Origin of the sequence: Clostridium aciditolerans (assembly GCF_016316925.1) — a bacterium.
GTDB classification, from domain to species: Bacteria; Bacillota; Clostridia; order Clostridiales; family Clostridiaceae; genus Clostridium_AM; species Clostridium_AM aciditolerans.
The window spans coordinates 53,504-78,879 of record NZ_JAEEGB010000009.1; the positions used below are offsets into that span (position 1 = coordinate 53,504).

Below are 25,376 nucleotides of genomic sequence, written 5' to 3' on the forward strand. Positions count from 1 at the left end.
AATGGCATATGGAAAGTTTAAAAGGAAAAACGGCAATAGTAACTGGAGCTAGTCGTGGAATTGGTAAAGCTATAGCGGTTAAACTAGCAGAACTTGGTGCAAATTTAGTACTTAATTATAGAAGTGATTCTAAATCTGTTGAAGATGTAATTAAAGAAATTGAAAGTAAAGGAAGTAAGGCTATAGCAGTTCAAGGAGATGTTAGCATATTTTCAGATGCTGAAAATATAGTAAAAAAGGCTGTTGAAGTTTTTGGATCTTTAGATATACTTATTAATAATGCAGGAATAACTAAAGATGGATTAGTTCTTAGAATGAAAGAAGAAGACTTCGATAAGGTTATAGATGTAAATTTAAAGGGAGCATTTAACTGTATAAGGCATGCTGCACCTGTGATGGTAAAGCAAAAAGGTGGAAAGATAGTTAATATATCTTCAGTGGTTGGTGTAACTGGTAATGCAGGTCAAATAAATTACTCTGCAGCAAAAGCAGGAATAATAGGAGTTACTAAATCTGCGGCAAGAGAGCTTGCTTCAAGAGGAATTAATGTAAATGCTGTGGCGCCGGGATTTATTCAAACAGATATGACAGAAGTTCTATCAGATAAGGTTAAAGAAAGCACGCTAAATAGCATACCTTTAAAAAGATTTGGTAGTGCACAAGATATAGCAAATATGGTGGCATTTTTAGTTTCACCGTCTGCAGATTATATTACTGGTCAGGTAATAAATGTAGATGGCGGAATGGTTATGTAAATTAAGTTAAAGGTTGGTGAACTTATAATGACAAAAAGAGTTGTAATAACGGGACTAGGTGCTGTAACTCCAGTAGGAAATGATACTGAAGCATTCTGGAACAATATAAAAAATGGAGTGCCAGGCATAGATTTTATAAAAGCATTTGATACAGAAAATTTTAAAGTAAAATTAGCAGCAGAAGTTAAGGACTTTGATCCATTAAAATATCTTGATAAAAAAGAAGCCAAAAGAATGGATGTATTTTGCCAATTTGCAATAGCTTCAGCAGTTCAGGCAGTAGAAGATTCTAAGTTAGATATAGAAAATATGCCGAAAGAAAGATTCGGAGTTATTGTTGGTTCAGGAATTGGTGGTATAGGAATTATAGAAAAAGAACAAACAAAGCTTTTAGAAAAAGGCCCTGGTAGAGTTCAACCATTGTTCATACCTATGATTATAAGTAATATGGCAGCTGGAAATATAGCAATTAGATTTGGTGCAAAGGGAATATGTACTAACGTAGTAACAGCTTGTGCTACAGGAACAAATTGTGTAGGTGAAGCGTTCCATGCTATAAAAAATGATTTAGCTGATGTAATGATAGCTGGAGGAACAGAAGCTTCAATTACGCCGTTATCAGTAGCAGGATTTACATCTTTAACTGCTTTATCAAAAAGTGATGACCCTAAAAGAGCATCTATTCCTTTTGATAAGGAGAGAGATGGTTTTATAATGGGTGAAGGTGCTGGGATATTAATACTAGAATCTCTAGAACATGCTCAAAAAAGAGGGGCAACTATATATGCTGAAGTAGTTGGATATGGATCAACTTGTGATGCTTATCATATAACTTCTCCAGATCCAGAAGGAGAAGGTGCTGCAAGAGCTATGGAGATTGCTATCAATGAGGCAGGAATAAATAAAGAAGAAGTATCTTATATAAATGCTCATGGAACTAGTACTCCAGTTAATGATAAATTTGAAACTAATGCAATAAAGAGAGTATTTGGAGAAGATGCTAAAAATATACCTATAAGTTCTACTAAGTCTATGACAGGACACTTATTAGGTGCAGCGGGTGCTATAGAGGCTATAGCATGTGTTAAGGCTTTAGAAGAAGGATTTATTCCACCAACAGCTGGATATAAGGTACCAGATGAGGAATGTGACCTTGATTATGTTCCAAATGAAGGTAGAGCTGCAGAGCTTAAATATGCTATGTCTAATTCCCTTGGTTTTGGTGGACATAATGCAGTAATTTTATTAAAAAAGTGGAGTGAGTAATATGGATTTTAAAGCAATTGAAGAAATGATAAAAACTGTTGATAACTCTAAGTTAGGATACTTAGAGGTTAACTGGGAAGGTATTTCTATAATAATGAGAAAGCAGGGAGAACCTGATTTCCACAAAACAATAATAACAAATGAAAATACTGAAAAAGAAGTTAGTAATGTTGTAGAAGAAAGCAATAAGGCTGAAATAGTAGCAGAAGTAAAAGAGCCTGTTAAAGTAGCTGTAGAAGAAGTTAAAGAGGAAGAAAAAATAAAAATCGATGATGAAAATATAGAAAAGGTAGCATCACCTATAGTTGGAACTTTCTATAGTTCTCCAAGCCCAGATAAGCCATCCTTTGTAAAGGTTGGTTCAAAAGTAAAAAAGGGTGACACACTATGTATCATAGAGGCTATGAAGCTTATGAATGAGATTCAAAGCGAAGTAGATGGAGAAGTGGTAGAAGTTCTAGTTGAGAATACTCAAATGGTTGAATATGGCCAGTCTATGTTTAAAATAAGAGTAAATAAATAGATTAATATATTGCTAGGAGGTTAAAGTCCTAAATGGACTTTAACGGGTAATTTTGCTAGGTAAAAGTTCTAAATGAACTTTTACGGGTAACTTGTGAGCGGAAGCGAAAATCTTAAGTTACCCAGTACCCGAAGGAAAACAAGCAAAATCACCCAGTGTTCCGACTAAAAGGAGGAAAAATGATGGAACAGGAAGAGTTCAATGTAAATCTTGGAGTAAAGGAAATACAAGAGATTATTCCTCATAGATATCCATTTTTATTAATAGATAAAGTGACATATATGGAACCAGGAAAAAAGGTTATAGCATATAAAAATGTAACTATGAACGAATACTTTTTTCAAGGCCATTTTCCAGCTGAGCCTGTTATGCCAGGGGTGCTAATTATAGAAGCGTTAGCACAGGCTGGTGCAGTAGCTATTTTGAGTCAGGATAGTTTTAAAGGTAAAATAGCATTCTTTGGAGGAATAAATAAGGCTAAATTTAGAAAAAAAGTAGTACCAGGAGATGTTTTAAAATTAGAAGTAGAAATTGTAAAAATTAAAGGACCAGCGGGTATAGGTAAGGCAACAGCCTATGTAGAAGATAAAAAGGCTGCAGAAGCAGAAATAATGTTTATGATAGGCTAGTTTAAGTGTGGTAAAATTACTATATGGGTTTGTTAAAATATCTACCCATATAGTAAAAAACTAGAGTATTGGGAGTGGATTTTTAAAAGTGTTTAATAAAATATTAATTGCAAATAGAGGAGAAATAGCTGTCAGAGTAATAAGAGCATGCAGAGAGATGGGAATTGAGACAGTAGCTGTTTATTCAGAAGCTGATAAAGATGCTCTGCATACTCAAATGGCAGACGAAGCTATCTGTATCGGCCCAGCTGCTGCAAAAGACAGCTATTTAAATATACAAAATATAATAAGTGCTACTGTGTTATCAGGAGCGCAGGCTATTCATCCGGGATTTGGATTTTTATCTGAGAATAGTAAATTTGCTAGGATGTGTAAGGAATGTAACATTACCTTTATAGGGCCTGATCCAGAATGTATTGAAAATATGGGTAACAAGTCTAATGCAAGAGATATCATGACTAAATCAGGAGTACCTGTAGTTCCTGGATCTAATGGTGCTGTTGAGGGCGAAGATGAGCTATTAAGACTTGCAGAAGAAATTGGATACCCTGTTATGATTAAGGCATCTGCAGGTGGCGGCGGAAGAGGTATAAGAGTAGTCTACGAACAAAGTGAACTTATAAAGGCTTACGAAAATGCTAGAGCGGAAGCAAAAGCAGCCTTTGGAGACGAAACAATATATATGGAAAAGTTTATAGAGAAACCAAGACATGTTGAAATTCAGGTTTTAGGAGATAGCTTTGGTAATATCGTATATTTAGGAGAGCGAGATTGCTCCATGCAAAGAAGAAATCAAAAAGTTTTAGAAGAAGCACCAAGCCCTATTATGACAGAAGAGCTTAGAAAATCTATGGGAGAAACTGCGGTAAGAGCAGCTAAGGCAGTAAATTATAATAATGCAGGTACCATAGAGTTTTTATTGGATAAAAACGGAAATTATTACTTTATGGAAATGAATACCCGTATACAAGTAGAACATCCTATAACAGAAATGGTTACAGGAATAGATTTGATAAAAGAACAAATAAAAATTGCAGCAGGTGAAAAATTAAGCTTTTTACAGGAAGACATAAGGATTAATGGGCATGCTATCGAATGCAGAATAAATGCTGAAGATGCTAGCAGAGGGTTTATGCCATGTCCAGGTAAAGTAAAAGATATGTATGTACCAGGAGGGTTTAATGTTAGAGTTGACAGTGCGGTATACTCAGGATATGTAATACCTCCATATTATGATTCAATGATAGCTAAACTCATCGTACATGGAAAGGATAGAGAAGAGGCTATCAAAAAAATGAGAAGAGCTTTAGGAGAATTTATAATTGATGGAGTTCGTACAAATATAGATTTTCAATTTGAGCTTATAAATTGCGAAGAATTCATAAACGGTAATTATGATACTAGATTTATTGAAAACAGATTTAATATTTCGTAAGCAGAGAACCAAAATCTTTAGATTTTGATATGGTCGCTTACTCAGCGAGTACTCCTCAGAGTTTATGAAGAGGAGTTTCATATTAATATCCTTGTGAATTTGACTGGAGGTGAGCTAACTTGTTGAATAATCTCTTCAAGAAAACTAAATACATTACTGTTAGTCAACAAGCATTAAGAAAAGCTGAAGATACTTTAGAACAGAAGCCTAGCATTCCTAATGGTATGTGGGTAAAATGTGATAGTTGTGGTAAAATAATATATAATAATGACTTAGAAGAAAATAATAAAGTGTGCAGCCAATGTAATCACCACTTTAGAATGACAGCAAGAGAGAGAATAGAATTTATAATAGATAAGGATACTTTTGAAGAATTCGATAAAAATATGATTTCTGATAATCCTATAGAGTTCAACGGATACGAAGAAAAAGTAAAAAAGATGAGAGAAAATACAGACATGAATGAGGCTGTGGTAACTGGAAGAGGATGCATTGGTAATGAAAATGTAGTTATTTGTGTAATGGATAGCCACTTCATGATGGGAAGTATGGGATCTGTAGTAGGAGAGAAAATTACTAGAGCTGTGGAGAAAGCTATTGAGTTAAAATTACCAATAATTATTTTCACAACTTCTGGTGGTGCAAGAATGCAGGAAGGTATGTTCTCACTTATGCAGATGGCTAAGGTAAGTGCTGCACTAGGTAAGCTTGATAAAGAAGGACTACTATACATTACTGTACTTACAGATCCTACTACAGGTGGAGTTACTGCAAGTTTTGCTATGCTTGGGGATATAATTTTGTCTGAACCAGGTGCATTAATTGGATTTGCAGGTAAAAGAGTTATAGAGCAAACTATAAGACAAAAGCTACCTGAAGGTTTTCAAAGGGCTGAATTTCTATTAGAGCATGGTTTTATAGATAAAATAGTTTCTAGAAATGAATTAAAAGGTGTACTAAAGAAAATACTTGTAATTCACAATAGAAACGTATAAGTATTTGGGCATATTTATATTTCTAAAGAAAGGAAGCTGCTCATATGGAAAAGTTAGAAAAGGTACAGAAAATAATAACTCAAAAACTTGATAATAAAACTGCATGGGAAAGAGTATCTCTAGCAAGAATGGTTGAAAGACCTACTGCTCTTGATTATATAGAGAAAATATTTGGCTCTTTTATAGAGTTTCATGGAGATAGATATTTTAGCGATGATTCAGCTGTTGTTGGCGGAATAGCTTTATTAAATGGTGAACCTATAACTATAATAGCGCATCAAAAGGGAAGAAATACCGCAGAAAAAATAAAGAGAAATTTTGGATCGCCTCACCCAGAAGGTTATAGAAAAGGTTTAAGACTTATGAAACAGGCGGAAAAGTTCAATAGGCCTATTCTATGTCTTGTGGACACTCAAGGTGCATTTTGTGGCACAGGAGCAGAGGAAAGAGGACAGGGAGAAGCTATTGCAAGAAATCTTTTAGAAATGTCAAGCTTAAAAACTCCTATTATTTCCCTAGTTATAGGAGAAGGCGGCAGCGGTGGTGCATTAGCCTTTGCTGTTTCAGATGAAGTGTGGATGCTAGAAAATGCTGTATACTCAATACTATCTCCTGAAGGATTTGCAAGCATACTGTGGAAAGATGCTTCTCGAGCTAAAGAAGCTGCTGAAATTATGAAGATAACAGCAAAAGATTTAAAAGAGTATGGAATTATTGACAGGGTACTTAAGGAACCTAATGGAGGAGCTCATAAGGATGTAGATAAAATGTCTGCATTGATAAAAAAGGAGCTAATAGAATCTTTTAATATGTTAAAAAAACAACCATTAGAAGAGCTTGTAGAAAATAGATATAATAAATTTAGAGCTATGGGTAAGTATATAGAATAATAGATACTTAACTTATTATTTTCACAAGTTATAGGTAAATATTGTAATTAAGTGGTTGCGATGATAAAATATAATATATAACATAAATATAAGGTAGCCTTTAGTACTAAAGGCTACCTTATATTTATAGGTAAATCGAGGTGGAGTAAAATGACCATAAAAGCATTATTTACTTATGACTATGGACAAGAAAATATGAATAAAATTAAGAGCTTAGGATATGACATTATAACTATAAACGAAAAAAATGCTGTTTATAGTGAATTACTAAAGGATACAGAAGTTTTAGTATGTTATAATCCATTTGAAACTCTAGATATAAGCAAAATGAAAATGCTGAAGTGGATTCAATTATCTAGTGCAGGAATAGATCAATTACCATTGGATTATGTAAAAACTAGCAATGTTATAATAACTAATAATAGAGGCGGATACAGCGTACCAATGGGGGAATGGATTGTACTAAAAATATTAGAGCTTTTAAAACACAGCCATAGATTATATGAAAATCAAAAGAACAAACTGTGGAAAATGGATTCTACTATTTTGGAACTTTGTGGAAAGACCATAGGTTTTATAGGAACAGGAAGTATTGCTGAAGAAGCGGCAAAAAGATTATCAGGTTTTGATGTAAAAATTTTAGGATTAAATACTGCTGGAAGGCAGGTTCATCACTTTGATAAATGCTATGGATTAAAAGATATAAATGAAATGCTGTCCGCTAGCGATATAGTTGTTGTTACAATTCCATATACAAGAGAGACACATCACTTAATAGATGATGAAAAGTTCAGATGTATGAAGAAAGGTGTATGCATTATAAATGTAGCCAGAGGTTCTATAATAAATGAAAAAGACCTAATAAAAAGCATCCATGAAGGTAAAATTTATGGTGCAGCCTTAGACGTAGTGGAAGATGAGCCACTGCACCCGGACAGCCCTTTATGGAACTTAGAAAATGTAATTATAACACCTCATAATTCATGGATATCTGAAATGAGGAATATTCGAAGATTTAATATGATATATGATAATATGAAAAGATATATGAAAAATGAAAAACTAGTTAATATAATAGATATAAATAAAGGTTATTAAAAATAAGGCAGATAACTATGATTATCTGCCTTACTTTTTATGTTTTAAATTTAAATTATGCATTAGTTGGAGGAGTGAATACCCTTGATGCTAATTCAGCATCAAGCATATAAAGAGCTGCAGAATCTTCACCCATTCTTTCAAGTCTTTTTACAATACCTCCAAAGTTAGTCTCCTCTTCTACTTGCTCATCTATAAACCACTTAAGTAAACTTATAGTTGCATGCTCCCTTTCTTCAGTAGCAATATCCATTAGATTATAGACTCTTTGAGTAACTGTTCTTTCATGAGCTAAAGCTTCCTTAAATACATGCAATACGGATTCAAAATCACTTTGAGGAGCAGGCATAGCACTAATAATTACTCTACCACCCATTTGACTTAGGTAATCAAAAAATTTGTTCGCATGAAAAGTCTCCTCTTGGATTTGAACTTTGAAAAAATTAGCAAATCCATCTAAATCATTTGATGCAAAATATGCTTGCATTGCAAGGTAAACATTAGCAGAATATAATTCATAGTTTATTTGATCATTTATGGCATTCATAAGTTTATCACTTAACATAATATTACCTCCTAAGTTTATATTTACAAAGTTACATAAATTAACTAAGTTTTTAGAATATATTAACATATGTTAAGTGTTTTTTGAATATGTTTTTGTAAATTTAATGATTTTGTAATTAATATTTGACTTGTTAAGGAAGTAATTTGTTTAAGTCAATAGTGCCTGCTCCTTGAATCCACTTGGACATATCTTTGAGATTGCAAGATACTTTTAACAGTGAAATTAAATCTTTAAAACTTAGCTCAGGGTTATTTTCATATAAAAGTGCACAAATCCCACTGACATAGGCTGCAGCACAAGATGTACCACTGTAGTGAGTGTAAGGACTTTCCAAAGCCTGAGGATATAGCTTCATCCCGTTTTTTTCTGAGATATACTTAGTATTTGAATTAAGAGAGCATATATCAACAGCAGACGCTGACAAATCTGGTTTTTCTAATTTGGCAAAAGGACCAGAGGAGGAATACTTGTATGGCTTTATCGAATTATTAGTAGTGTCGACACCTCCTACGGTAATACAATTTTCCAAAGTTGCAATACCAGAAATACTACCTTCAGAATTTCCATTATGCCCTGATGGAACAACTATAGTTACATTATTTTTTATGGCTATGTCGAACATTTTGGAAAATAGTGATATGACAAAATAATTGATTGAAGCCAATTCAAAAGGAAGATATATAACTTTTATATTATATTCAGTGCTATTTTCAATCAAAGTTTGTATTGAAAATAGTATATTAGATACATACCCTTTTCCTATGCTGTTAAAGGCTTTAATTGAATATATGGAACCATTTTCTGCCACACCTTTATATACTCCTTTAGATAAGTGGCCAGTACCACATATTATTCCGCTCATAAAAGTTCCATGGCCATTATCATCATAAGGATATTTAAGGTTGTTTACCAAATCAATGAAACCCTTAATTTTATTCTTAGGATTTAAGAGGTCCGGGTGAGGATAAACACCACTATCTACTATACCTACACATATATTTTTACCTGTAAGTTTATATCGTTCTTGGAATACTACGCCATTGGAGGCTAGTACGCCTTTTCCGCATAACAGCGCTAGACTATCAAAAGTGATATAGCTTACCTGAGGAAATTCTAATATTCTATCTATAGCATTTGGAGAGAGAATTGCGCATATACAATTTATAAAAGGAATGAAATGAATTAAGTTGCCTTTATAGGATTTAATTTTCTTTTCTATAACTTCTGGTAGGTGTTTGCAATAAATAAGTACTCTATAGCTCTTATAATATTTTTTATCTATAGCCATCCTCAAATCAGGATCTAATTTATTTTTAATAGAAAACATTTAAAGCTCCTTAAAAATTAATTACATTATATATTATAATATTAAATTACAATATATGTGCTAAGATAAAATTAATTTTTAGGAGCATAATAAAGATTATTATTAAAATTTAAACTGATCCTTACACATCTTAAAAAAAGCTTTAGCAGTTGGAGTAAGAGTTCTCTTAGAACTTACAACTAGGTAAATAGATCTTTTTAAGGAGAGGTCTTGTATGGAACTCTCTTTTATAAGTCCAATGCTAGAATAGTTCTTAGAAATCTGCTTTGAAACTACAGATATTCCGAGCCCCTCTTTTACGCATTGAAATATTGCATCTAAGTTATTTACTTCAAAACATACGTCTATAGCAGAGATGCCAAGTCCATGTTTTTGAATAGCCTCTTCAAAAGTTCTACGTGTAGCAGAACCTTCCTCACGCATTATGAATGTATATTTAAGAAGAGAATCTACACTAATTGTATCCGGAACATCTAATTCAGGAGAGGATATTACCACTAGATCATCTTGTATAAGTTCATAACTTTTAACCTTTTCATCATTAATTGGCTCTCCAACCATACCTAACTCGTAATCAAATTTGATAATATTTTCAATAATTTCACCAGAATTATTTTCTACTATATCAAAAGATACTTCAGGGTATAACAAATGAAACTGCCTGAGTAAGGCAGGAAGAATGGTATTGCAGGGTGTAGTACTAGCAGCTAATTTAAGTTTCCCGCTAATATTTCCGTTGAAGTTTGCTAGATGTGATATTGCTTTATCACGGGTATTTAATATATCTATAGCATATTTTAAAAATGATTCTCCAGCAGGTGTAAGAAGAACTTCCTTAGAAGTCCTATCAAAAAGCTGAATACTTAACTCTTTTTCAAGACTTGCTATATGAGAACTAATTGCTGGTTGTGATAAAAAACTAGAATTTGCTGCTTTAGAAAAACTTTTAAATTTTGCTACATTTATAAAGGCTTCTATTTGCTTAAAATCCATTAAATTACCCCCCAAAGATAAAATATTCTCTATTAAAATAATAACATAAATTTAACAACCACAATATATTATATATGTATATTGTTAAATAGTCTAATAAATAATTCTTAAGCTGCATGATTCAGTATTAAATGAAAATTATTTATAAAGGTTTTTAACAATAAAATAAGGCTGAAGATTCATATCAGCCTTGATTTATTAACACTTATATTTAAATATTAGTATACCTACTATCATTATTATAACTCCGATAATTTTGGTCATTCCAAACTTGACTTGAGTAGAGTCAAAAAGACCAAAAGCGTCAATTATAGCAGCAGAAGTAAGTTGTGCAACAAGAATAATTGAAATTGAGCAAGTTGGTCCAAGAGATTTAATCCCCTGCATAACAGTATATATTATTATAACTCCCAAAGCTCCACCTAAGAGATAAAGTTTATTACAATTCTTTATGTTTTTAAAACCACCAGTTCCGAAGATAAGTACTGCTATTACTGTCAATAATAGTCCACTTGCCTGAACTATAACGTTAGTTTCCCATAAACCTACTTTTTCAGAGAGACGTGTATTGAAAACTCCCTGAAAACTCATACATATTCCGGCTATTAATGAAGTTATTATACCAAGCATTTAATTATCACCTTCCCAAAACTAGTTTAACCATAGTATGTACTTATTATTAATGAAATAAAGCAAAAAGCCTATGATATAAAATCATAGACTTTTTATTTTAATATCCTTCAATCTGTCTTTTATGGTTAATAGAATTTTTTTCAATATAAGCTTCTTCAATCTCATCAATAGAAAATCCTAAGCTTTTACCGAGACTTAAAAAGTCTTCAAACAGAGTTAAGTAATGGTCTCTAGAAGAAGAAACTATAAAGTCGTTTATATCTACATAAAGATTTAAAAATTGTGCAGTAATGTCATATTGAAGATCTCTGATTTCCACTTCAATAGCATTAAATTGTTTCTCAAGACCCAGCGTTAATATAAAGTGAAGGCAATCAACATATTCCTCTAAAATAATACTTTTATTTGAAGGTCCCTTGTCGCTCCAAAACTTAAAACATCGTGTTTCATTTGCAAGCTCAGCTATTTCTACCTGTAAGGCTAATATTTTCTTTGAAGTTAAAGATTTATTATCAAGTCCCCTCTGTTGTAAAATACGATTATCTAGGTTTTCTTGCAATTTAAATAGTTTTGAGAAATTCATATAATAAGGCCGCCTTTCCATATCCTTATAATTAAATATAATCGAAATAAAAAATTTTTAATAATGGCTTATTCCTACCTATATATTTTAACGAAAAACGTTAAATATTGAAATAATACGTAATCGGTTACATGAAATTTTTTTAAAAATTTTAAAAAATTTATTACTTGACTATTATTATGTTATTATATATTAAAAATAAAAGCAGAAATACCAAATTTATGATTGGTAAATTTCTGCTTTTTAATAATAAATTAATTCTTAAATATTATTAATAAAATATTTTGGTCACTCTATCAAGGATACCATTGATGTGAGCAATAGCTGTCCCATAATTAGTTATAGGTATACCTTGCTCTGAGGCTCTTATAAGTCTAGACATAAACTGTTTTCTATTAAACATACAAGCCCCACAATGAATTATAAGCTTATAGTCAGATAAATCCTCTGGGAAATCTACACCTGCATTTACTGTTATATTTAACTCTCCGCCAACTCTTTCTTTAAGCCAATTAGGAAGTTTTTCTCTTCCAATGTCATTTTTAAGAGCATGGTGGGTGCAAGCTTCTGCGATTAGAACCTTATCATTAGGCTTTAAGTTATCAATGGCCTTTGCACCTTTAATTAATATGTCCAAATCCCCTTTATACCTAGCCATAAGTATAGAAAAAGAAGTTAAAGGAACATCACCAGGTATTATTTCATTTACTTTCTTAAATACTTGAGAATCAGTAATTACTAAATCTGGTTTTGTGTTTAAGGATTGAAGAATATCAATAAGTTCAGAATCCTTAACTGTAAGTGCCAAAGCATCATTATCAAGTATATCCCTAATTACCTGCACTTGAGGAAGAATAAGCCTTCCTTTAGGAGCTTGAATATCTTGGGGAGCAACCACGATTACTTTATCCTTAGCTTTTAATATATCTCCTACTATAGTTGATTTTTCAAAATCAATAGGAGCATTAACTTGTATAAATTCTTTTAGTTTTCCTATGTTCTTTTTATCCTTTGCACTAACCTTTACAAAAGGTATATCAAAAGTGCTTTTTAAGTCTTCAACAGTCATGTCAACTAGGTCTATTTTATTTATAACGCCTATGATAGGAATTTTTCTTTCTTTAAGTTCTTCAAACCATTCACATTCAAGTGAAAAATCAGAGGAGTCAGGTGTAAAAACTAACAAAGCTAAATCCGTTTTTTCCATGACGTCTTTTGTTTTCTTTACTCTAAGTTCTCCTATCTCACCTGTGTCGTCAAGACCTGCCGTATCTATAATTACAACAGGACCTATTGGTAAAAGTTCCATAGCCTTATATACAGGATCAGTAGTTGTTCCCGCAAGGTTTGATACGAGAGCAATATCTTGACCAGTTAAAGAGTTTATTAAACTAGATTTGCCCGCATTTCTTCTACCGAAAATAGCTATATGAAGCCTATTAGCTTTAGGTGTATCTTGCATAATTATCCTCCTAAAATTTTATTTTTTAGTTATTGCTGATTTTACGTTTACGCCATCAATTTTTCCGAGTTTTCCTGTCATAGCACTTATTTCATCCGATGTGCCATCTACTATTAGTGAAATAACAGATAGATTTTTTTCTCTGTATGGAATTCCTAACCTTCCAACTATAATCTCTGCATGATAATGTAATATATCATTAACTTTTGAAGCGCTTTCGAGATTTTCTATTACAATACCAACAACGCCTATTCTTTTTTCCATAGCTTTACCTCCAAAACAAAAAAACTTTGGCAAAAGGCCAAAGATATTTACTAAGTATCCCTCCTTCCCTTTTGCTTAGAAAAATCCTTGCAATTAGGTCAAATAAAATTTTAAATTTCAAAAATCTAAAATAACGGAGTATTCCATTAAATCAGATTAATTATCTTAATTATAATTTTATATAATAAACATGTCAAATAATAAAAAAATATGCGACACAGTTTTTTATGTCGCATATTTTTTATATATTAGAATTCAGCTGATCCGGTTGTTCTTGGGAATGGAATTACGTCTCTTATATTAGATATTCCTGTAATATACATTAGAATTCTTTCAAATCCAAGACCAAAACCTGAATGTTTAGTTTCTCCATATTTTCTTAGTTCTAAATACCACCAATAATCTTGCTTATTTAGACCCATTTCTTCAATTCTCTTTTCAAGAACATCAAGACGTTCTTCTCTTTGGCTTCCACCAACGATTTCGCCAACTCCAGGTACTAATAAGTCTGCTGCAGCAACAGTTTTTCCATCTTCATTTAATCTCATATAGAATGCTTTGATATCCTTTGGATAATCTGTAACGAATATTGGCTTTTTAAATACTTTTTCAGTTAAGTATCTTTCATGTTCTGTTTGTAGATCAATTCCCCATTCAACTGGATATTGGAATTGTTCACCACATTTTTCAAGAATATCAACAGCTTCAGTATAAGTTATTCTTCCGAAATCAGAATTAGCAACATTATTTAATCTATCCATTAATCCTTTATCGACGAATGAACTAAAGAACTCCATTTCTTCAGGTGCATTTGCTAATACGTATTTTATAACATATTTAACAAGACCTTCAGCTACATCCATATAATCTTTTAATTCAGCAAAAGCCATTTCAGGTTCAATCATCCAGAACTCAGCAGCATGTCTTGCTGTGTTTGAATTTTCTGCTCTGAATGTTGGTCCAAAGGTATAAACATTTCTAAAAGCAAGAGCCATACACTCTGCAGATAATTGACCACTTACAGTAAGATTAGTCTCTCTTCCAAAGAAGTCTTGAGAAAAATCTATATTTCCTTTATCATCCTTTGGAACATTTTGCATATCTAATGTAGTTAATCTAAACATTTCTCCAGCACCTTCACAGTCACTTCCTGTGATTATTGGAGTGTTAGCATATACAAAACCTTGTTCTTGGAAGAACTTATGAACTGCATAAGCAGCTATTGAACGAACTCTAAACACAGCTGAAAATGTATTACTTCTAGGTCTTAAATGTGCTATAGTTCTTAAGTACTCAAGAGTATGTCTTTTCTTTTGTAGAGGATAGTCTGAAGAAGAAGTTCCCTCTATTGATATTTTTTTTGCTTTTATTTCAAAAGGTTGTTTTGAATCTGGTGTAAGAACTACTGTACCTTCTACAGCTAATGATGTACTAATAGGAAGCTTAGTGATCTCCTTAAAGTTATCTAAACTATCTTCAACAACTATTTGTACATTTTTAAAGAAGCTTCCATCGTTTATCTCAACGAAGCCAAATGTTTTAGAATCCCTTACTGTTCTAACCCATCCTGAAATTTTTACATCTTTATCAGCAAATTTTTCACATTCTCTGTAAAGTTGTTTAACTAATGTTACTTCCATTTTATAAATCCTCCTTATTTTTTATCATATTATGATATTTTACCCAAATATGTATAAATATAAAAGCCCTTCATCCACAAAGGGACGAAAGGCTTAAGTTCCGCGGTACCACCCAATTTGTCATAAATATGACCAACTTTAAAAGCAAAAAATAAATGATTTTATGCTTACCAATTATAAGGTATTGGATACCTCTAAGCCTACTTTTACTTAAATTTCGGTTAGAAACTCAGAGATGTTCTTCCACACAGACTTGATTATTGATCTTTCACCATCATCAACTCGCTTTAAATAAGTTCTATATGTACTTTTCTCATCATAGTTTTAGATATTATGTTAAAATGATAATATTTTATCTTAAAATTATAATAGTTATAAAATTATATGTCAATAATTATTAGCTCGTTATTTTACATCTTTAAATTTTTTCTCATGTTTTAACAGCCAATCCTTTCTCCATAGCCCGCCACCATATCCAGTTAAATTCCCAGAACTTCCGATGACCCTGTGACAAGGAATAATTATACTTATTTTATTATTATGGTTAGCACCACCTACAGCTCTTACAGCTTTTTCATTTTCTATAGCTTTGGCTATATCTAAATAGGAGCATGTTTCTCCATAAGGTATATCTTGAAGTTTATTCCATACCTTTTTTCTAAATTCAGTTCCACTGATATTTAGTTTTAGTGAAAAATTCTTTCTAACACCTTTAAAATATTCATCAAGTTGATTAACACATTCAACTAAACAATTAGGAGTTTCAAAAGATGTTACGTCTTCTTCTATAAAGTATAAGGAAATAACACCATCATTATTGCCCTTAAGTTCTATAGTACCAATAGGAGACTTGTAATACGAAGTATAGATTTTATCCATAATGTTCACCTAAATCAAAATAAATTTTCTATATTAATAGTTTATAATAAGGACAATGTAATTGTCTACATTAGTTTAAAATATTTTATTGATAATCAATAATAATTATGATAAAATAATAAATATTATTGCATAAGGAATATTTTTCAATTGTATTATAGTAATATATATTTACATAATGAGCATAAATTAAATGGGGGTGTTATTATTGAATAAAAAAGTTGTTTTAACAGGTAATCAAGCAATAAGCAGAGGATTTTGGGAAGCGGGAGGTGTAGTAGCCTCAAGTTATCCGGGATCACCGACAGTAGAGATACTAGAGTCTTTAAAGAACTATCCCGAAGTTTACTGTGAATGGGGAACAAATGAAAAGGTTGCATTTGAAGTAGCCATGGGAGGAAGCTTTGCTGGAGCTAGAAGCATGGTATCTATGAAGCATGTTGGTATAAACATAGCGGCAGATCCATTCATGACATTTACACAAATAAAGACTAAGGGAGGATTTATATTAGTAGTAGGTGATGATCCTGGACTTACAAGTTCACAAAATGAACAAGATAGTAGGTTTTGGGCAAAGTATGCTAATATACCTGTATTTGAGCCATCTAATCCGCAAGAAGCTAAAGATTTTGTAAAGATTGGCCTTAATGTCAGTGAAAGATTTAATACTCCTGTATTATTAAAGATGACTAGCAGGCTGTGCCACTGTAGAGGAATTGTAGAACTATCTGATAGAGAAGAGAAGGAAATAGAAGGATTTGTTGCAGAACAATCAAGGTATTGTATGCTTCCTCCGCATGCTAATAAACAGCAATACTTTATGAAGGAAAGAATAGAAAAACTTAAAGTATTTAATAATGAACTAGATTTAAATACATTAGATGAAGTTGAAGGTTCAGATACCTTAATTGTTAGCAGTGGTATGCCTTACGAGTGTTTGAAGGAGTTAAATGTTAAAGCTTCCATTCTAAAGCTTGCAATGGTATGGCCATTACCTATAGAAAAAATTAAAAATTTAAGCAATAAGTATAGACAAATAATTGTAATTGAAGAGCTCATGCCATATATAGAGGAAGCTTTAAAAATAAATGAAATAGAGGTTAAGGGTAAAGAATATTTTTCATTTACCGGGGAGCTTACAATAGATGAAATACGAAAAGGCTTAGAAAAGTTAGACATTATATCAAAAACAGATGTTAACGAAACAGATGTTGAGCCTGAAGAAATTCCATCAAGAACACCTATGTTATGTTCAGGATGTCCTCATAGACCAATATTTCACATTTTAAAAATGGCTAATGCCACTGTTATGGGCGATATAGGCTGCTACTCACTTGGTATATTAGAGCCTTTTGAGGTTCATAAAACTAATATAAGTATGGGAGCTTCCTTAGGAAATGCTTTAGGAGTTGCAGTAGCTCAGAATAGGTCAGGGAAGAAAAAGCCAATAGTTGCTACGATTGGTGATGGAACCTTTTTTCACTCTGGAATGACAGGAATGCTTCAACTAGCGAAAACTAAAGAGAATATTACTGTTATTGTAATGGATAATAGAACCACTGCGATGACTGGAGGTCAAGAGACATTTACAACTGGAGATTATTTTAAAGATAGAGATAGCTATAGTATAAGTATCCCAGAAGTATTAAAAGCTTTTGGAATAGAGGATGTTACAATAGTAGATCAGTTTAAATATAAGGAAACTAAAGAAGCAATACATGCTGCAATGAAAAGAGAAGGATTATCCGTAATTGTTACAACTAGACCATGTGCTTTAAACTTTAAAATAAAACAACCTCACTTCTACGTTGATGAAAATATATGTATAAGCTGTAGGAGTTGTATTAGAACTAACTGTCCGCCAATATCCATGAAACAATATCCAGGTAAGGATAAGAAAAATTCTTATATCAATCCGGATATGTGTGTAGGGTGTTCTGTTTGTTCACAGGTATGTCCAGTAGGAGCTATAAAAAGAAGCTCAGAGGCAAATAGTTAAGGGGGGATAGTCATGAGTATAACAAATATATTGATTAGTGGAGTTGGAGGTCAAGGACTTGTTGTTGCAACTAAGATATTAGCTGAAACTGCTTTTAGAGAAGGATACGATATTAGAACTAGTGACGTGATTGGGCTTTCTCAGAGAGGGGGGATGGTTTGGGGAAGTGTAAGGTTTGGTGAAAAAGTTTATTCCCCAATCATACCAAAAGGTGAAGGTGACATATTGGTAGCTATGGAAAAGCTTGAAGGACTAAGATGGGTAAAAAGCTTAAGAAATGGAGCTAAGGTTATAATAAATGATGAGGTAATATTCCCTAACAGGGTGTTAATTGAAAAAGAAGAATATCCTGAGAATATAGAAGACAAAGTTAAGAGTAAAGGTCTAGATGTAATTCCTATAGAGGCTAATAAAATAGCAAAAGATTCAGGGAATATAAAGACTGCGAATATAGTACTATTAGGATGCTTATCAAAACTTTTGCCTTTTAAAGAGGAAAGTTGGATTGAAGTAATTAAAGATAATGTGCCTAAAAGCACCATAGATGTAAATATAAAAGCATTTAAGCAAGGTAGAGCTTAATGTATAGGGGTATGTCAATCTATGTTGACATACCCCTGTATTTAATTGCTTCGTACTTCAAATTCATCTATAAATGTGTAAGTGAAAGGAGTTGTAAAGGATGAAAGTCTTATAAACCTTGCGGGTATTGTTTTATCTAAGGTTAAGTATATTTTATATTTAGAACCACTGCGTTCTGAAAATGGGATTGTAGGAATTCTTAAAAGACCTACCGGCTGAAAGTTTATCCCATCACTAGAAACCGCAATTGATGCTTTAGAAGGCAACTGAACCCAAGGAATTGGTTCTCTTAAGTAGTTCACCGCAAATTGCTGTGTATCTGTTATTTTACCTAAATCTATAGTAATATCAATAGGATCATTATACCAACCTACAAAAGATTTATCTTTGTTAGAGTTTATACTTGAATAGATTCCATCTGTAAGTTTTTTAGAATTTGTATCACCATAAGTATAATCTGGTGCAGGAAAAGTTGTATAAGTACAGTTTGTGGAAAGCAACTTAGCTAAAGGCTTATCAGGGTTTGTACTAACTTTAATAGAATTAGAAGCATCAGAAAGATTTCCTGAAAAGTCAAAGGATTTTACCTCATAGCTATATGAGGTTATACTGCTTTCCAAAAGAGGTCTGTCCGTATAACTCATGTAAAGGCCTTTTAAGTCTCCGCCATATTTTCTTTGTGATATTGTGCTGAAAATTAGCGTTCCATTACGATATACATTATATCCGCAGATATTCTTAGTATTTTTAGGTTCAATCCATGAAAGAGCAAATTCATTTTTATTTATAGTTTCTACGGTTAAGTTTTGAGGCTTGTCAGGTTTATTAGATGGAAGAACCCCATTTTTCACATACTTGTAATAAGCATTTTGAAAACCATTGTTAATATTGTTAGGACTATAGTAATGACTATAAGAAAAACAGACTATGTTATCAACGCAAGGACTTACTAACTTTAATTGTTTAATAAAACGATTTAATGGAGCAGTTGAATTATTTACATAATCAAAAGTTTCAACATTCGCCCAAAATGAAAGACCAGGTTTGGTATCTACAGCCTTCTTGAGAGCGGTAAACCAAGAATTAGATTCATCAATGCTTATACGTCCACTTCCAACAGAATCTTGAACACAGAAAATATCGCCTTTTGTTAGGTCCGTATGCGCAAATAAGTATGACCAGTTATCAGCATATTCTTTAGGAGTACTACAAGAGGAATTCATAAAAGGAGATAGCAAAATAGGTAGACGTTCATTTTTATCTTTTAAATGTCTTAGGTTAATATTTAATGCATTAGATAAAACAGCAAACTGATTAGTATTGGCAAACTTAGCGTTGTCTACTTCGTATGGAAAGTACCAACCATAAAAGGCCTTTGGATATTTAGAGTGGTACTTAACATATAGTTCATCAGATACTTGATTTATTTTTTGCATTTGCCCATAAAGCCACTCCGGGTCATCACCAGATTTCTGCCACCAATCACTGTTAAAGTAAGTGTCTACGAAAACTTTTATTCCTAACTCCTCAGCATTTTTTAAACAAAGCTCAATAGGGTCTGTTTGTCCATAAATTTTTGTAAATCCAGGTATGGTGCTGTTATAAACAGATTTTGTTTCACTTCCACTAGAGAAAGAAACACCAGTAATAATAAGAAAGTGCATTTTATTTTGCTTCAAGTATTGAAGCTCGCTTTTCCATTTTGAATCATCCCAATTTTGAGCAAGATCTAATTGAATGAAAGTTCCATCTGCTATTGGGGAATTTTTATAAGACTTAATTGGACTATTAAAATAGATAAATATAAATATGCCAATAATAAATACTATAGAGCCTAACTTTATCATTGCTTTTCTATTTAACATAATTATTTACAAAGTTCCTTTCTACATAATTATCATAGTAAGTAAATGCTATAATAAATTATAAGCGTTTGTAGACAATAACTCAAATTTAAGCTATTTAAATTATACATATATTTAATAATATAACATAAAAAGAGTGAACATTCCGTTCACTCTTTTTATGTTATTATTCAGCTAATGCTATTACTTCTATTTCAACTAAAGCATCTTTTGGAAGTACTACTTGCACGCATGATCTTGCAGGCATATCTTTTTGGAAATACTTTGCATAAACTTCGTTAACAGCAGCGAAATCACTCATATTCTTTACGAAAACAGTTGTTTTAATAACTTTATCTAAAGATGTTCCTGCTTCTTCAAGAATAGCCTTTACATTTTCTAATGATTTTTCTGTAGCTTTTTTAACGTCTCCAATTAATTCTCCAGTTACTGGATCTAATGGGAGTTGTCCTGATGTAAATACTAAATTCCCAACTTTAACTGCTTGAGAATAAGGTCCTACTGCTCCTGGAGCATTTGTTGTGCTTATTATCTTTTTTTCCATGTTGTTAATCCTCCTGTAAATTGTTTTATTAAATAAATCATAAAGTAATAATTACTTTATGAGGGTAAACGTTAGCCTCCGATTTGATACATTAATCTATTGTCGGAGTTATTATCATTATCATTAAATTTATGTCTTATAGGTTTATTAAAAATATCCCTCTTAATTACTTCTTTTAATTCAGCATCAGTTATATCATTTCTAATTAGACTCCTTAAATCTGTTCCTGAATTCCAATGAAGACATTGTTTTAAAAAACCTTCAGAGGTTAGGCGAATTCTATTACAGTTTTCGCAAAAGGAATGACTCATAGCACTTATAAATCCTATTTTTCCTATTCCTTTTTCAGTTTTGAAATATGAAGCAGGGCCTTCATGGTTAGTTATACTATCACAGGTTGTCAAAGAAGAATTTTTTGAAATAATATCTTTTAGCTGTTGAGTGGATATAGATTTAAAATTTTTACCTTCACCTATAGGCATAAGTTCTATAAACCTAACATCTATAGGATTGTTTTCTGTAATAGCAACAAAATCCATAATTTCATTGCTATTAAAACCCTCCATAATGACAGTATTTATTTTAACCTTTAGACCATTATCTACAGCAAAATTTAAAGAATTAATTACGCTCTTTAGATCACCACCACGAGTTATATTACTGTATACATCTTCTTTCAGAGTATCTAAGCTAATATTGACTCTATCGAGGCCAGCTTTAATTAGAGAGGTTAGATGCTGAGCTAAAAGTATTCCATTAGTAGTAATACAGACTTCATTTATGTTAGGTAAAGATTTTATATCCTTTATAAGATCCACAATACCTTCTCTTACAAGAGGTTCTCCTCCAGTTATTCTTATCTTCGATATACCTAGCTCGGAGGTCAATTTGACGATTCTATGAATCTCATCAAGCTTCAGCAGGTTGGATTCAGGCATAAACTTTATCCCTTTATTCGGCATACAATATATGCATCTTAGATTACATCTATCTGTTACTGAAATTCTAAGATAGTTTATATTTCTCCCACAGTTATCTAGCACTATATCCACCTCCTTTTATATCTATATTAGTTGCAACAAGCAAAGCACTGTTATACTTAAACATAATTAAATATTTATATTTTTTAAATTCTTTAAATGATCTAATGAACCTTTATTTTTAATAAGCAATATCTCGCTTAAAATACCAAGCGCTATTTCCTCAGGTTTTTCTGAAGCTATATTTAGCCCCATTGGAGTAAACACCTTTTGTAACTCCTCCTTAGGAACTCCAGCATTCATTAAGTTTTGCATAATGAAAAGTATTTTTTTAGTACTTCCAATCATTCCAACATAGGCAGCGCCCTTAGATACTGAGGCCATAAGCGCGTCACTATCGGATCTATGGCCTTTTGTAACTATGGTTACGTAAGTATTTTCATCAAATTTATATTTAGATAAAGTATCGCCTATGTTGCCTATAATAATCTCATCTGCATCATCAAACACTGTGCTATTTGCAAATTCTTCCCTATCATCAAAAATCACTGTATAAAAGCCTAATATTTTCCCTAATTTATGAAGTTGTTGACCTATATGACCAGCACCAGCTATAAGTAGTTTAGGACTGGGATTAAAAACTTTTATAAAACCTTTAACCTGACCACCACACTGTGCATCTAGACCACCTTTTTCATTTAATATATATTCAAAATTACTATCATCGCCTTGGTCAATACATTCTATAGCTTTAAGAATGACCTTATGCTCAACTATACCTCCTCCAATAGAACCTAATATTCTGCCATCTTTCCATACTGCCATGGTAGATCCTGTTTTTCTTGGAGCAGATCCTAATGAATCTGTTATAGTGGCTAGGGCAACTCTTTCACCACTGCGTAAACTCTCATATACTTCTTTTAATATCTTTTCGTCCATAGCCACACACTCCATAATTTTTATTATTTTTTAAGTATAGTATAGCTTCTAATACTCCGCCGCCAATGCTTCTTGCCTTATCTGAAATTGTGTAACAATTTTCCTTTTCCGTAGCTCTTGGATCAATATCTGCTATTTTAAATTTTGCAGTTATATTACTTCCATTCCTTATAATTCCTCTCAGTAGTCCATTTATACTAGCTTTAACTTCCATATCGTCTACATAAGCTATTATATCATTGACTTCAACTATATCACCAATGTTCCGAACGTTTCTAATAATGCCAGCACAAGGGCTATATATTACTCTTTCTTTTGAGTAGCCCATTATATTACCAGGGACTCCAGTATTTTTTTTAGCGCAGCCTTCTAATATCACTCTTCCTAAATTATGGCCCCTCATAGTTTCAATTACAGCATGTACATCTTTTCCAGCCTCAAAGCCTGGTCCTAAGGCAATAGTTATATCAGCCATATCCATAGTAGTACCTAAGTTCTTTTTTGCTAAAATCGCATCAACTACAATTTGAGGTTTAAAAACATCTATATATAGGCCATTTGGATCTACAACCACTGGTATTTTATTTTCTAACCATGCTTTCTTAACTTCTTTAACATTGCATGCATAAATGGAAGTAATACCTTCTATTGTGATTTGTCCTTCATATATGGCTTCGCTGAAACAAACAGTTCTTCTTATTGAGGTAGGAGTTGATACTTCTAGTATTAGAACTTTAAATCCACTTCTGTGTAGTTTTTGGATTGTTCCTGAGGCTATATCCCCTCCGCCTCTAACAATTACAAGTTCATTAAACATATCTAACCGTCCTTCTATTTATTATAGTTAATATATTTTTATAATCTTCTGGTGTATCAATATCAAGTAAAGGTAATTGACTATTTAGCTTTATAAAACGCACATCATTCTTGTATTTATCTATTATTATTCGACCGCCAGTATCACCTTGAAGACATAGTAATTCATCTTTAAACCTTTTAGGAAAGATGACGGGAGAACCTCTTCTGGAATCAAAAGTAGGAACTATAATTGAATGCTTGTATTTATAAAAGGCATAATTTAAAAGTCTTATTGTATCTGTATCTATAAAAGGTTGATCACCAGTGAAGAACATATAACCATCAGTATCACAAGAGTTAATAATTCCAAGTTTAATTGATTCACTTTGACCATAAATGGCTTTATCATTAAAAATAGTTTTAATGCCTCTTTTTTGGGACAATTTTAATACATTTTCATCTCTCCCAATTAAAACGATATCATTAAAATTATAAGATAACACTGAATCCATAACATGTTCAATTATAGACTGTCCATTAAGGTTTAAGGAAAGTTTATTCTCACCCATTCTTTTGCTATAACCTGCTGCCAAAATAATAGCATTAATCATTTAGTATCCTCCTAAGCCAGTTACAGCTAAAAAGCTAATTGATATTTTTTACTCAGTAAGCTTCCTATAATTACTTTGTTGAAGCAAATATTGCTATTTTCTAGCAGGGCCTCCAAAAGCTTATTTGCTATTAGTAATTCATCAGCATTTTCAATTTTGTTAATGAAAAGTATTTTTTCTCCTAAGGCATTCTTAAATAATCCATTTGGATGAAGTATTAAAGAAATAAGATGCTGCATATTTATAGGTTCATTTATTGTTGAATTTGTCAATTTTAAAAATTCTTCAAGCCTATGAACGTTAGTATCATTAATCCTTTTGCCTATTGTTTTTATATCTAATATTCCAATTGTTTTATTTGTTTTTTTGCATATTACAGGTTCATTAATATTCCACCCCTTGATAGGTTTCATCTTAGATCCATCTGCCTCTATTAACGTATAATTAAAAGATTTAGAAATCGTTTCTATAGTGTTACTATCTAAACCAACAACTTTACCAGCCTCGTTTAAGGAATTACCAAAAATGTAAATACCTTTGTTGTTAACTTGGCTATAGTATCCATAATTTTTTTTATCTAGACACATATAATCATATTGATTTTTATTTGGAAGAAATATTTTAGTAGTTGTTGTTACTAATACTTTGCTTTCTTCTTTTAGCTCTTCAGCTAAATTGAACATAAGAGAGGTTTTGCCTCCAGCTCCTACAATAGAAACTATACATTCTTTCTTTAAATCTAGTAATTCTTTTAATTTCATACCTTACCTCATGCATGATGGAGTTAATTTATAATTCTGTATAAAGTATTACAAGCAACTAATGTGCCAGGAAAAACAAAAAATCTTAATTAAAGACATGCTAATATAAAATTAGTTAGTAAAATAGCGACATTTAAGCCGCTACAAAAATTTTATAATCATAAATAGTTATAAAATTTGCTTGGATAAAAATTACTGATAAGTAATATTGTGAAAAATAATTGAAATTTTCATTATCATATTGATAAAAAGTTATCGTTTTGATAATAATATATTATAATACATTTATAGCATATTATCTTTTAAAGTTCGACAAAATGTGTTATCATTTTGATAAAAGTTGTATGAATTTTAAAA

26 protein-coding genes and 1 other annotated feature are annotated in these 25,376 nt (G+C 31.9%); of the genes, 10 read left to right on the forward strand and 16 right to left on the reverse strand.

The window, feature by feature from the left end:
* The first annotated feature begins 8 nt into the window (after nucleotides 1-8).
* The 8 genes from fabG (at nucleotide 9) to I6U51_RS09205 (ending at nucleotide 7,591) form a co-directional block, all read left to right on the forward strand.
* Nucleotides 9-755, forward strand: coding sequence for a 3-oxoacyl-[acyl-carrier-protein] reductase (gene fabG, locus I6U51_RS09170; RefSeq protein WP_211142364.1), 747 nt, complete (start codon nucleotides 9-11; stop codon nucleotides 753-755).
* A gap of 27 nt (nucleotides 756-782) precedes the next feature.
* On the forward strand, nucleotides 783-2,021 hold the full coding sequence (gene fabF, locus I6U51_RS09175) for a beta-ketoacyl-ACP synthase II (RefSeq protein WP_211142365.1): 1,239 nt from the start codon (nucleotides 783-785) through the stop codon (nucleotides 2,019-2,021).
* 1 nt (nucleotide 2,022) lies between these two features.
* Nucleotides 2,023-2,544: an acetyl-CoA carboxylase biotin carboxyl carrier protein gene (accB, locus tag I6U51_RS09180; protein ID WP_211142366.1), complete on the forward strand. Its 522-nt coding sequence runs from the start codon at nucleotides 2,023-2,025 to the stop codon at nucleotides 2,542-2,544.
* A gap of 182 nt (nucleotides 2,545-2,726) precedes the next feature.
* Nucleotides 2,727-3,173, forward strand: a complete 447-nt coding sequence (gene fabZ, locus I6U51_RS09185) for a 3-hydroxyacyl-ACP dehydratase FabZ (RefSeq protein WP_178907270.1) — start codon at nucleotides 2,727-2,729, stop codon at nucleotides 3,171-3,173.
* 88 nt (nucleotides 3,174-3,261) lie between these two features.
* Nucleotides 3,262-4,608 carry an acetyl-CoA carboxylase biotin carboxylase subunit gene (locus I6U51_RS09190; protein WP_211142367.1) on the forward strand — a complete coding sequence of 449 codons (1,347 nt, stop codon included), beginning with the start codon at nucleotides 3,262-3,264 and terminating at the stop codon, nucleotides 4,606-4,608.
* Nucleotides 4,609-4,727: 119 nt separating this feature from the next.
* Nucleotides 4,728-5,603, forward strand: coding sequence for an acetyl-CoA carboxylase, carboxyltransferase subunit beta (accD, locus tag I6U51_RS09195; protein ID WP_211142368.1), 876 nt, complete (start codon nucleotides 4,728-4,730; stop codon nucleotides 5,601-5,603).
* 44 nt (nucleotides 5,604-5,647) lie between these two features.
* A complete protein-coding gene (locus I6U51_RS09200) occupies nucleotides 5,648-6,493 on the forward strand; it encodes an acetyl-CoA carboxylase carboxyltransferase subunit alpha (RefSeq protein ID WP_211142369.1) in 846 nt (281 codons plus the stop codon).
* 150 nt (nucleotides 6,494-6,643) lie between these two features.
* Nucleotides 6,644-7,591, forward strand: a complete 948-nt coding sequence (locus tag I6U51_RS09205) for a phosphoglycerate dehydrogenase (protein ID WP_211142370.1) — start codon at nucleotides 6,644-6,646, stop codon at nucleotides 7,589-7,591.
* 55 nt (nucleotides 7,592-7,646) lie between these two features.
* On the opposite strand, the gene I6U51_RS09210 is transcribed toward I6U51_RS09205, so the two are convergent.
* The 9 genes from I6U51_RS09210 to I6U51_RS09250 all read right to left on the reverse strand — a co-directional run bounded on the left by I6U51_RS09210 (nucleotide 7,647) and on the right by I6U51_RS09250 (nucleotide 15,940).
* The gene (locus I6U51_RS09210; protein WP_211142371.1) at nucleotides 7,647-8,156 is read right to left on the reverse strand and encodes a ferritin; all 510 of its coding nucleotides are present in this window, start codon (nucleotides 8,154-8,156) and stop codon (nucleotides 7,647-7,649) included.
* A 133-nt stretch (nucleotides 8,157-8,289) separates the two neighbouring features.
* The gene (locus I6U51_RS09215) at nucleotides 8,290-9,486 is read right to left on the reverse strand and encodes a S8 family serine peptidase (RefSeq protein ID WP_211142372.1); all 1,197 of its coding nucleotides are present in this window, start codon (nucleotides 9,484-9,486) and stop codon (nucleotides 8,290-8,292) included.
* A gap of 102 nt (nucleotides 9,487-9,588) precedes the next feature.
* Entirely contained in the window at nucleotides 9,589-10,479 is an 891-nt protein-coding gene (locus I6U51_RS09220; protein WP_211142373.1) for a selenium metabolism-associated LysR family transcriptional regulator, read from the reverse strand.
* Nucleotides 10,480-10,677: 198 nt separating this feature from the next.
* On the reverse strand, nucleotides 10,678-11,109 hold the full coding sequence (locus tag I6U51_RS09225) for a DMT family transporter (protein ID WP_211142374.1): 432 nt from the start codon (nucleotides 11,107-11,109) through the stop codon (nucleotides 10,678-10,680).
* 100 nt (nucleotides 11,110-11,209) lie between these two features.
* Entirely contained in the window at nucleotides 11,210-11,695 is a 486-nt protein-coding gene (locus I6U51_RS09230) for a dUTP diphosphatase (protein WP_211142375.1), read from the reverse strand.
* Nucleotides 11,696-11,966: 271 nt separating this feature from the next.
* Complete coding sequence (gene hydF, locus I6U51_RS09235; protein ID WP_211142376.1) at nucleotides 11,967-13,157, reverse strand: [FeFe] hydrogenase H-cluster maturation GTPase HydF; 1,191 nt, start codon at nucleotides 13,155-13,157, stop codon at nucleotides 11,967-11,969.
* Nucleotides 13,158-13,175: 18 nt separating this feature from the next.
* Entirely contained in the window at nucleotides 13,176-13,421 is a 246-nt protein-coding gene (locus I6U51_RS09240; protein WP_178907259.1) for a TM1266 family iron-only hydrogenase system putative regulator, read from the reverse strand.
* 248 nt (nucleotides 13,422-13,669) lie between these two features.
* Nucleotides 13,670-15,061 (reverse strand): asparagine--tRNA ligase, encoded by a 1,392-nt coding sequence (gene asnS, locus I6U51_RS09245; RefSeq protein ID WP_211142377.1) that lies wholly within the window; start codon nucleotides 15,059-15,061, stop codon nucleotides 13,670-13,672.
* A gap of 77 nt (nucleotides 15,062-15,138) precedes the next feature.
* Nucleotides 15,139-15,390 (reverse strand) — a binding site (T-box leader).
* Between the two features lie 76 nt (nucleotides 15,391-15,466).
* Nucleotides 15,467-15,940, reverse strand: coding sequence for a methylated-DNA--[protein]-cysteine S-methyltransferase (locus I6U51_RS09250; RefSeq protein WP_211142378.1), 474 nt, complete (start codon nucleotides 15,938-15,940; stop codon nucleotides 15,467-15,469).
* A 208-nt stretch (nucleotides 15,941-16,148) separates the two neighbouring features.
* Between I6U51_RS09250 and I6U51_RS09255 the strand changes: the two genes are divergently transcribed.
* Both I6U51_RS09255 and I6U51_RS09260 read left to right on the forward strand, forming a co-directional pair.
* The gene (locus I6U51_RS09255; protein ID WP_211142379.1) at nucleotides 16,149-17,939 is read left to right on the forward strand and encodes a thiamine pyrophosphate-dependent enzyme; all 1,791 of its coding nucleotides are present in this window, start codon (nucleotides 16,149-16,151) and stop codon (nucleotides 17,937-17,939) included.
* A gap of 12 nt (nucleotides 17,940-17,951) precedes the next feature.
* Entirely contained in the window at nucleotides 17,952-18,521 is a 570-nt protein-coding gene (locus I6U51_RS09260; protein WP_178907255.1) for an indolepyruvate oxidoreductase subunit beta, read from the forward strand.
* Nucleotides 18,522-18,562: 41 nt separating this feature from the next.
* Here the strand turns inward: I6U51_RS09260 and I6U51_RS09265 are convergent, their stop codons facing one another.
* The 7 genes from I6U51_RS09265 to yqeC all read right to left on the reverse strand — a co-directional run bounded on the left by I6U51_RS09265 (nucleotide 18,563) and on the right by yqeC (nucleotide 25,019).
* Nucleotides 18,563-20,386, reverse strand: a complete 1,824-nt coding sequence (locus tag I6U51_RS09265) for a DUF4434 domain-containing protein (RefSeq protein WP_211142380.1) — start codon at nucleotides 20,384-20,386, stop codon at nucleotides 18,563-18,565.
* Nucleotides 20,387-20,552: 166 nt separating this feature from the next.
* On the reverse strand, nucleotides 20,553-20,930 hold the full coding sequence (locus tag I6U51_RS09270; RefSeq protein ID WP_178907253.1) for a RidA family protein: 378 nt from the start codon (nucleotides 20,928-20,930) through the stop codon (nucleotides 20,553-20,555).
* Between the two features lie 71 nt (nucleotides 20,931-21,001).
* Nucleotides 21,002-21,973 (reverse strand): GTP 3',8-cyclase MoaA, encoded by a 972-nt coding sequence (gene moaA, locus I6U51_RS09275; RefSeq protein WP_211142381.1) that lies wholly within the window; start codon nucleotides 21,971-21,973, stop codon nucleotides 21,002-21,004.
* Between the two features lie 66 nt (nucleotides 21,974-22,039).
* Nucleotides 22,040-22,849 (reverse strand): XdhC family protein, encoded by an 810-nt coding sequence (locus I6U51_RS09280; RefSeq protein ID WP_211142382.1) that lies wholly within the window; start codon nucleotides 22,847-22,849, stop codon nucleotides 22,040-22,042.
* Nucleotides 22,818-23,666 carry a selenium-dependent molybdenum cofactor biosynthesis protein YqeB gene (yqeB, locus tag I6U51_RS09285; protein ID WP_211142383.1) on the reverse strand — a complete coding sequence of 283 codons (849 nt, stop codon included), beginning with the start codon at nucleotides 23,664-23,666 and terminating at the stop codon, nucleotides 22,818-22,820. The genes I6U51_RS09280 and yqeB overlap by 32 nt, the downstream gene beginning before the upstream one ends.
* Complete coding sequence (gene mocA / locus I6U51_RS09290; RefSeq protein ID WP_211142384.1) at nucleotides 23,659-24,258, reverse strand: molybdenum cofactor cytidylyltransferase; 600 nt, start codon at nucleotides 24,256-24,258, stop codon at nucleotides 23,659-23,661. The genes yqeB and mocA overlap by 8 nt, the downstream gene beginning before the upstream one ends.
* Nucleotides 24,259-24,284: 26 nt before the next feature.
* Nucleotides 24,285-25,019 carry a selenium cofactor biosynthesis protein YqeC gene (gene yqeC / locus I6U51_RS09295; RefSeq protein ID WP_211142385.1) on the reverse strand — a complete coding sequence of 245 codons (735 nt, stop codon included), beginning with the start codon at nucleotides 25,017-25,019 and terminating at the stop codon, nucleotides 24,285-24,287.
* Nucleotides 25,020-25,376 lie beyond the last annotated feature (357 nt).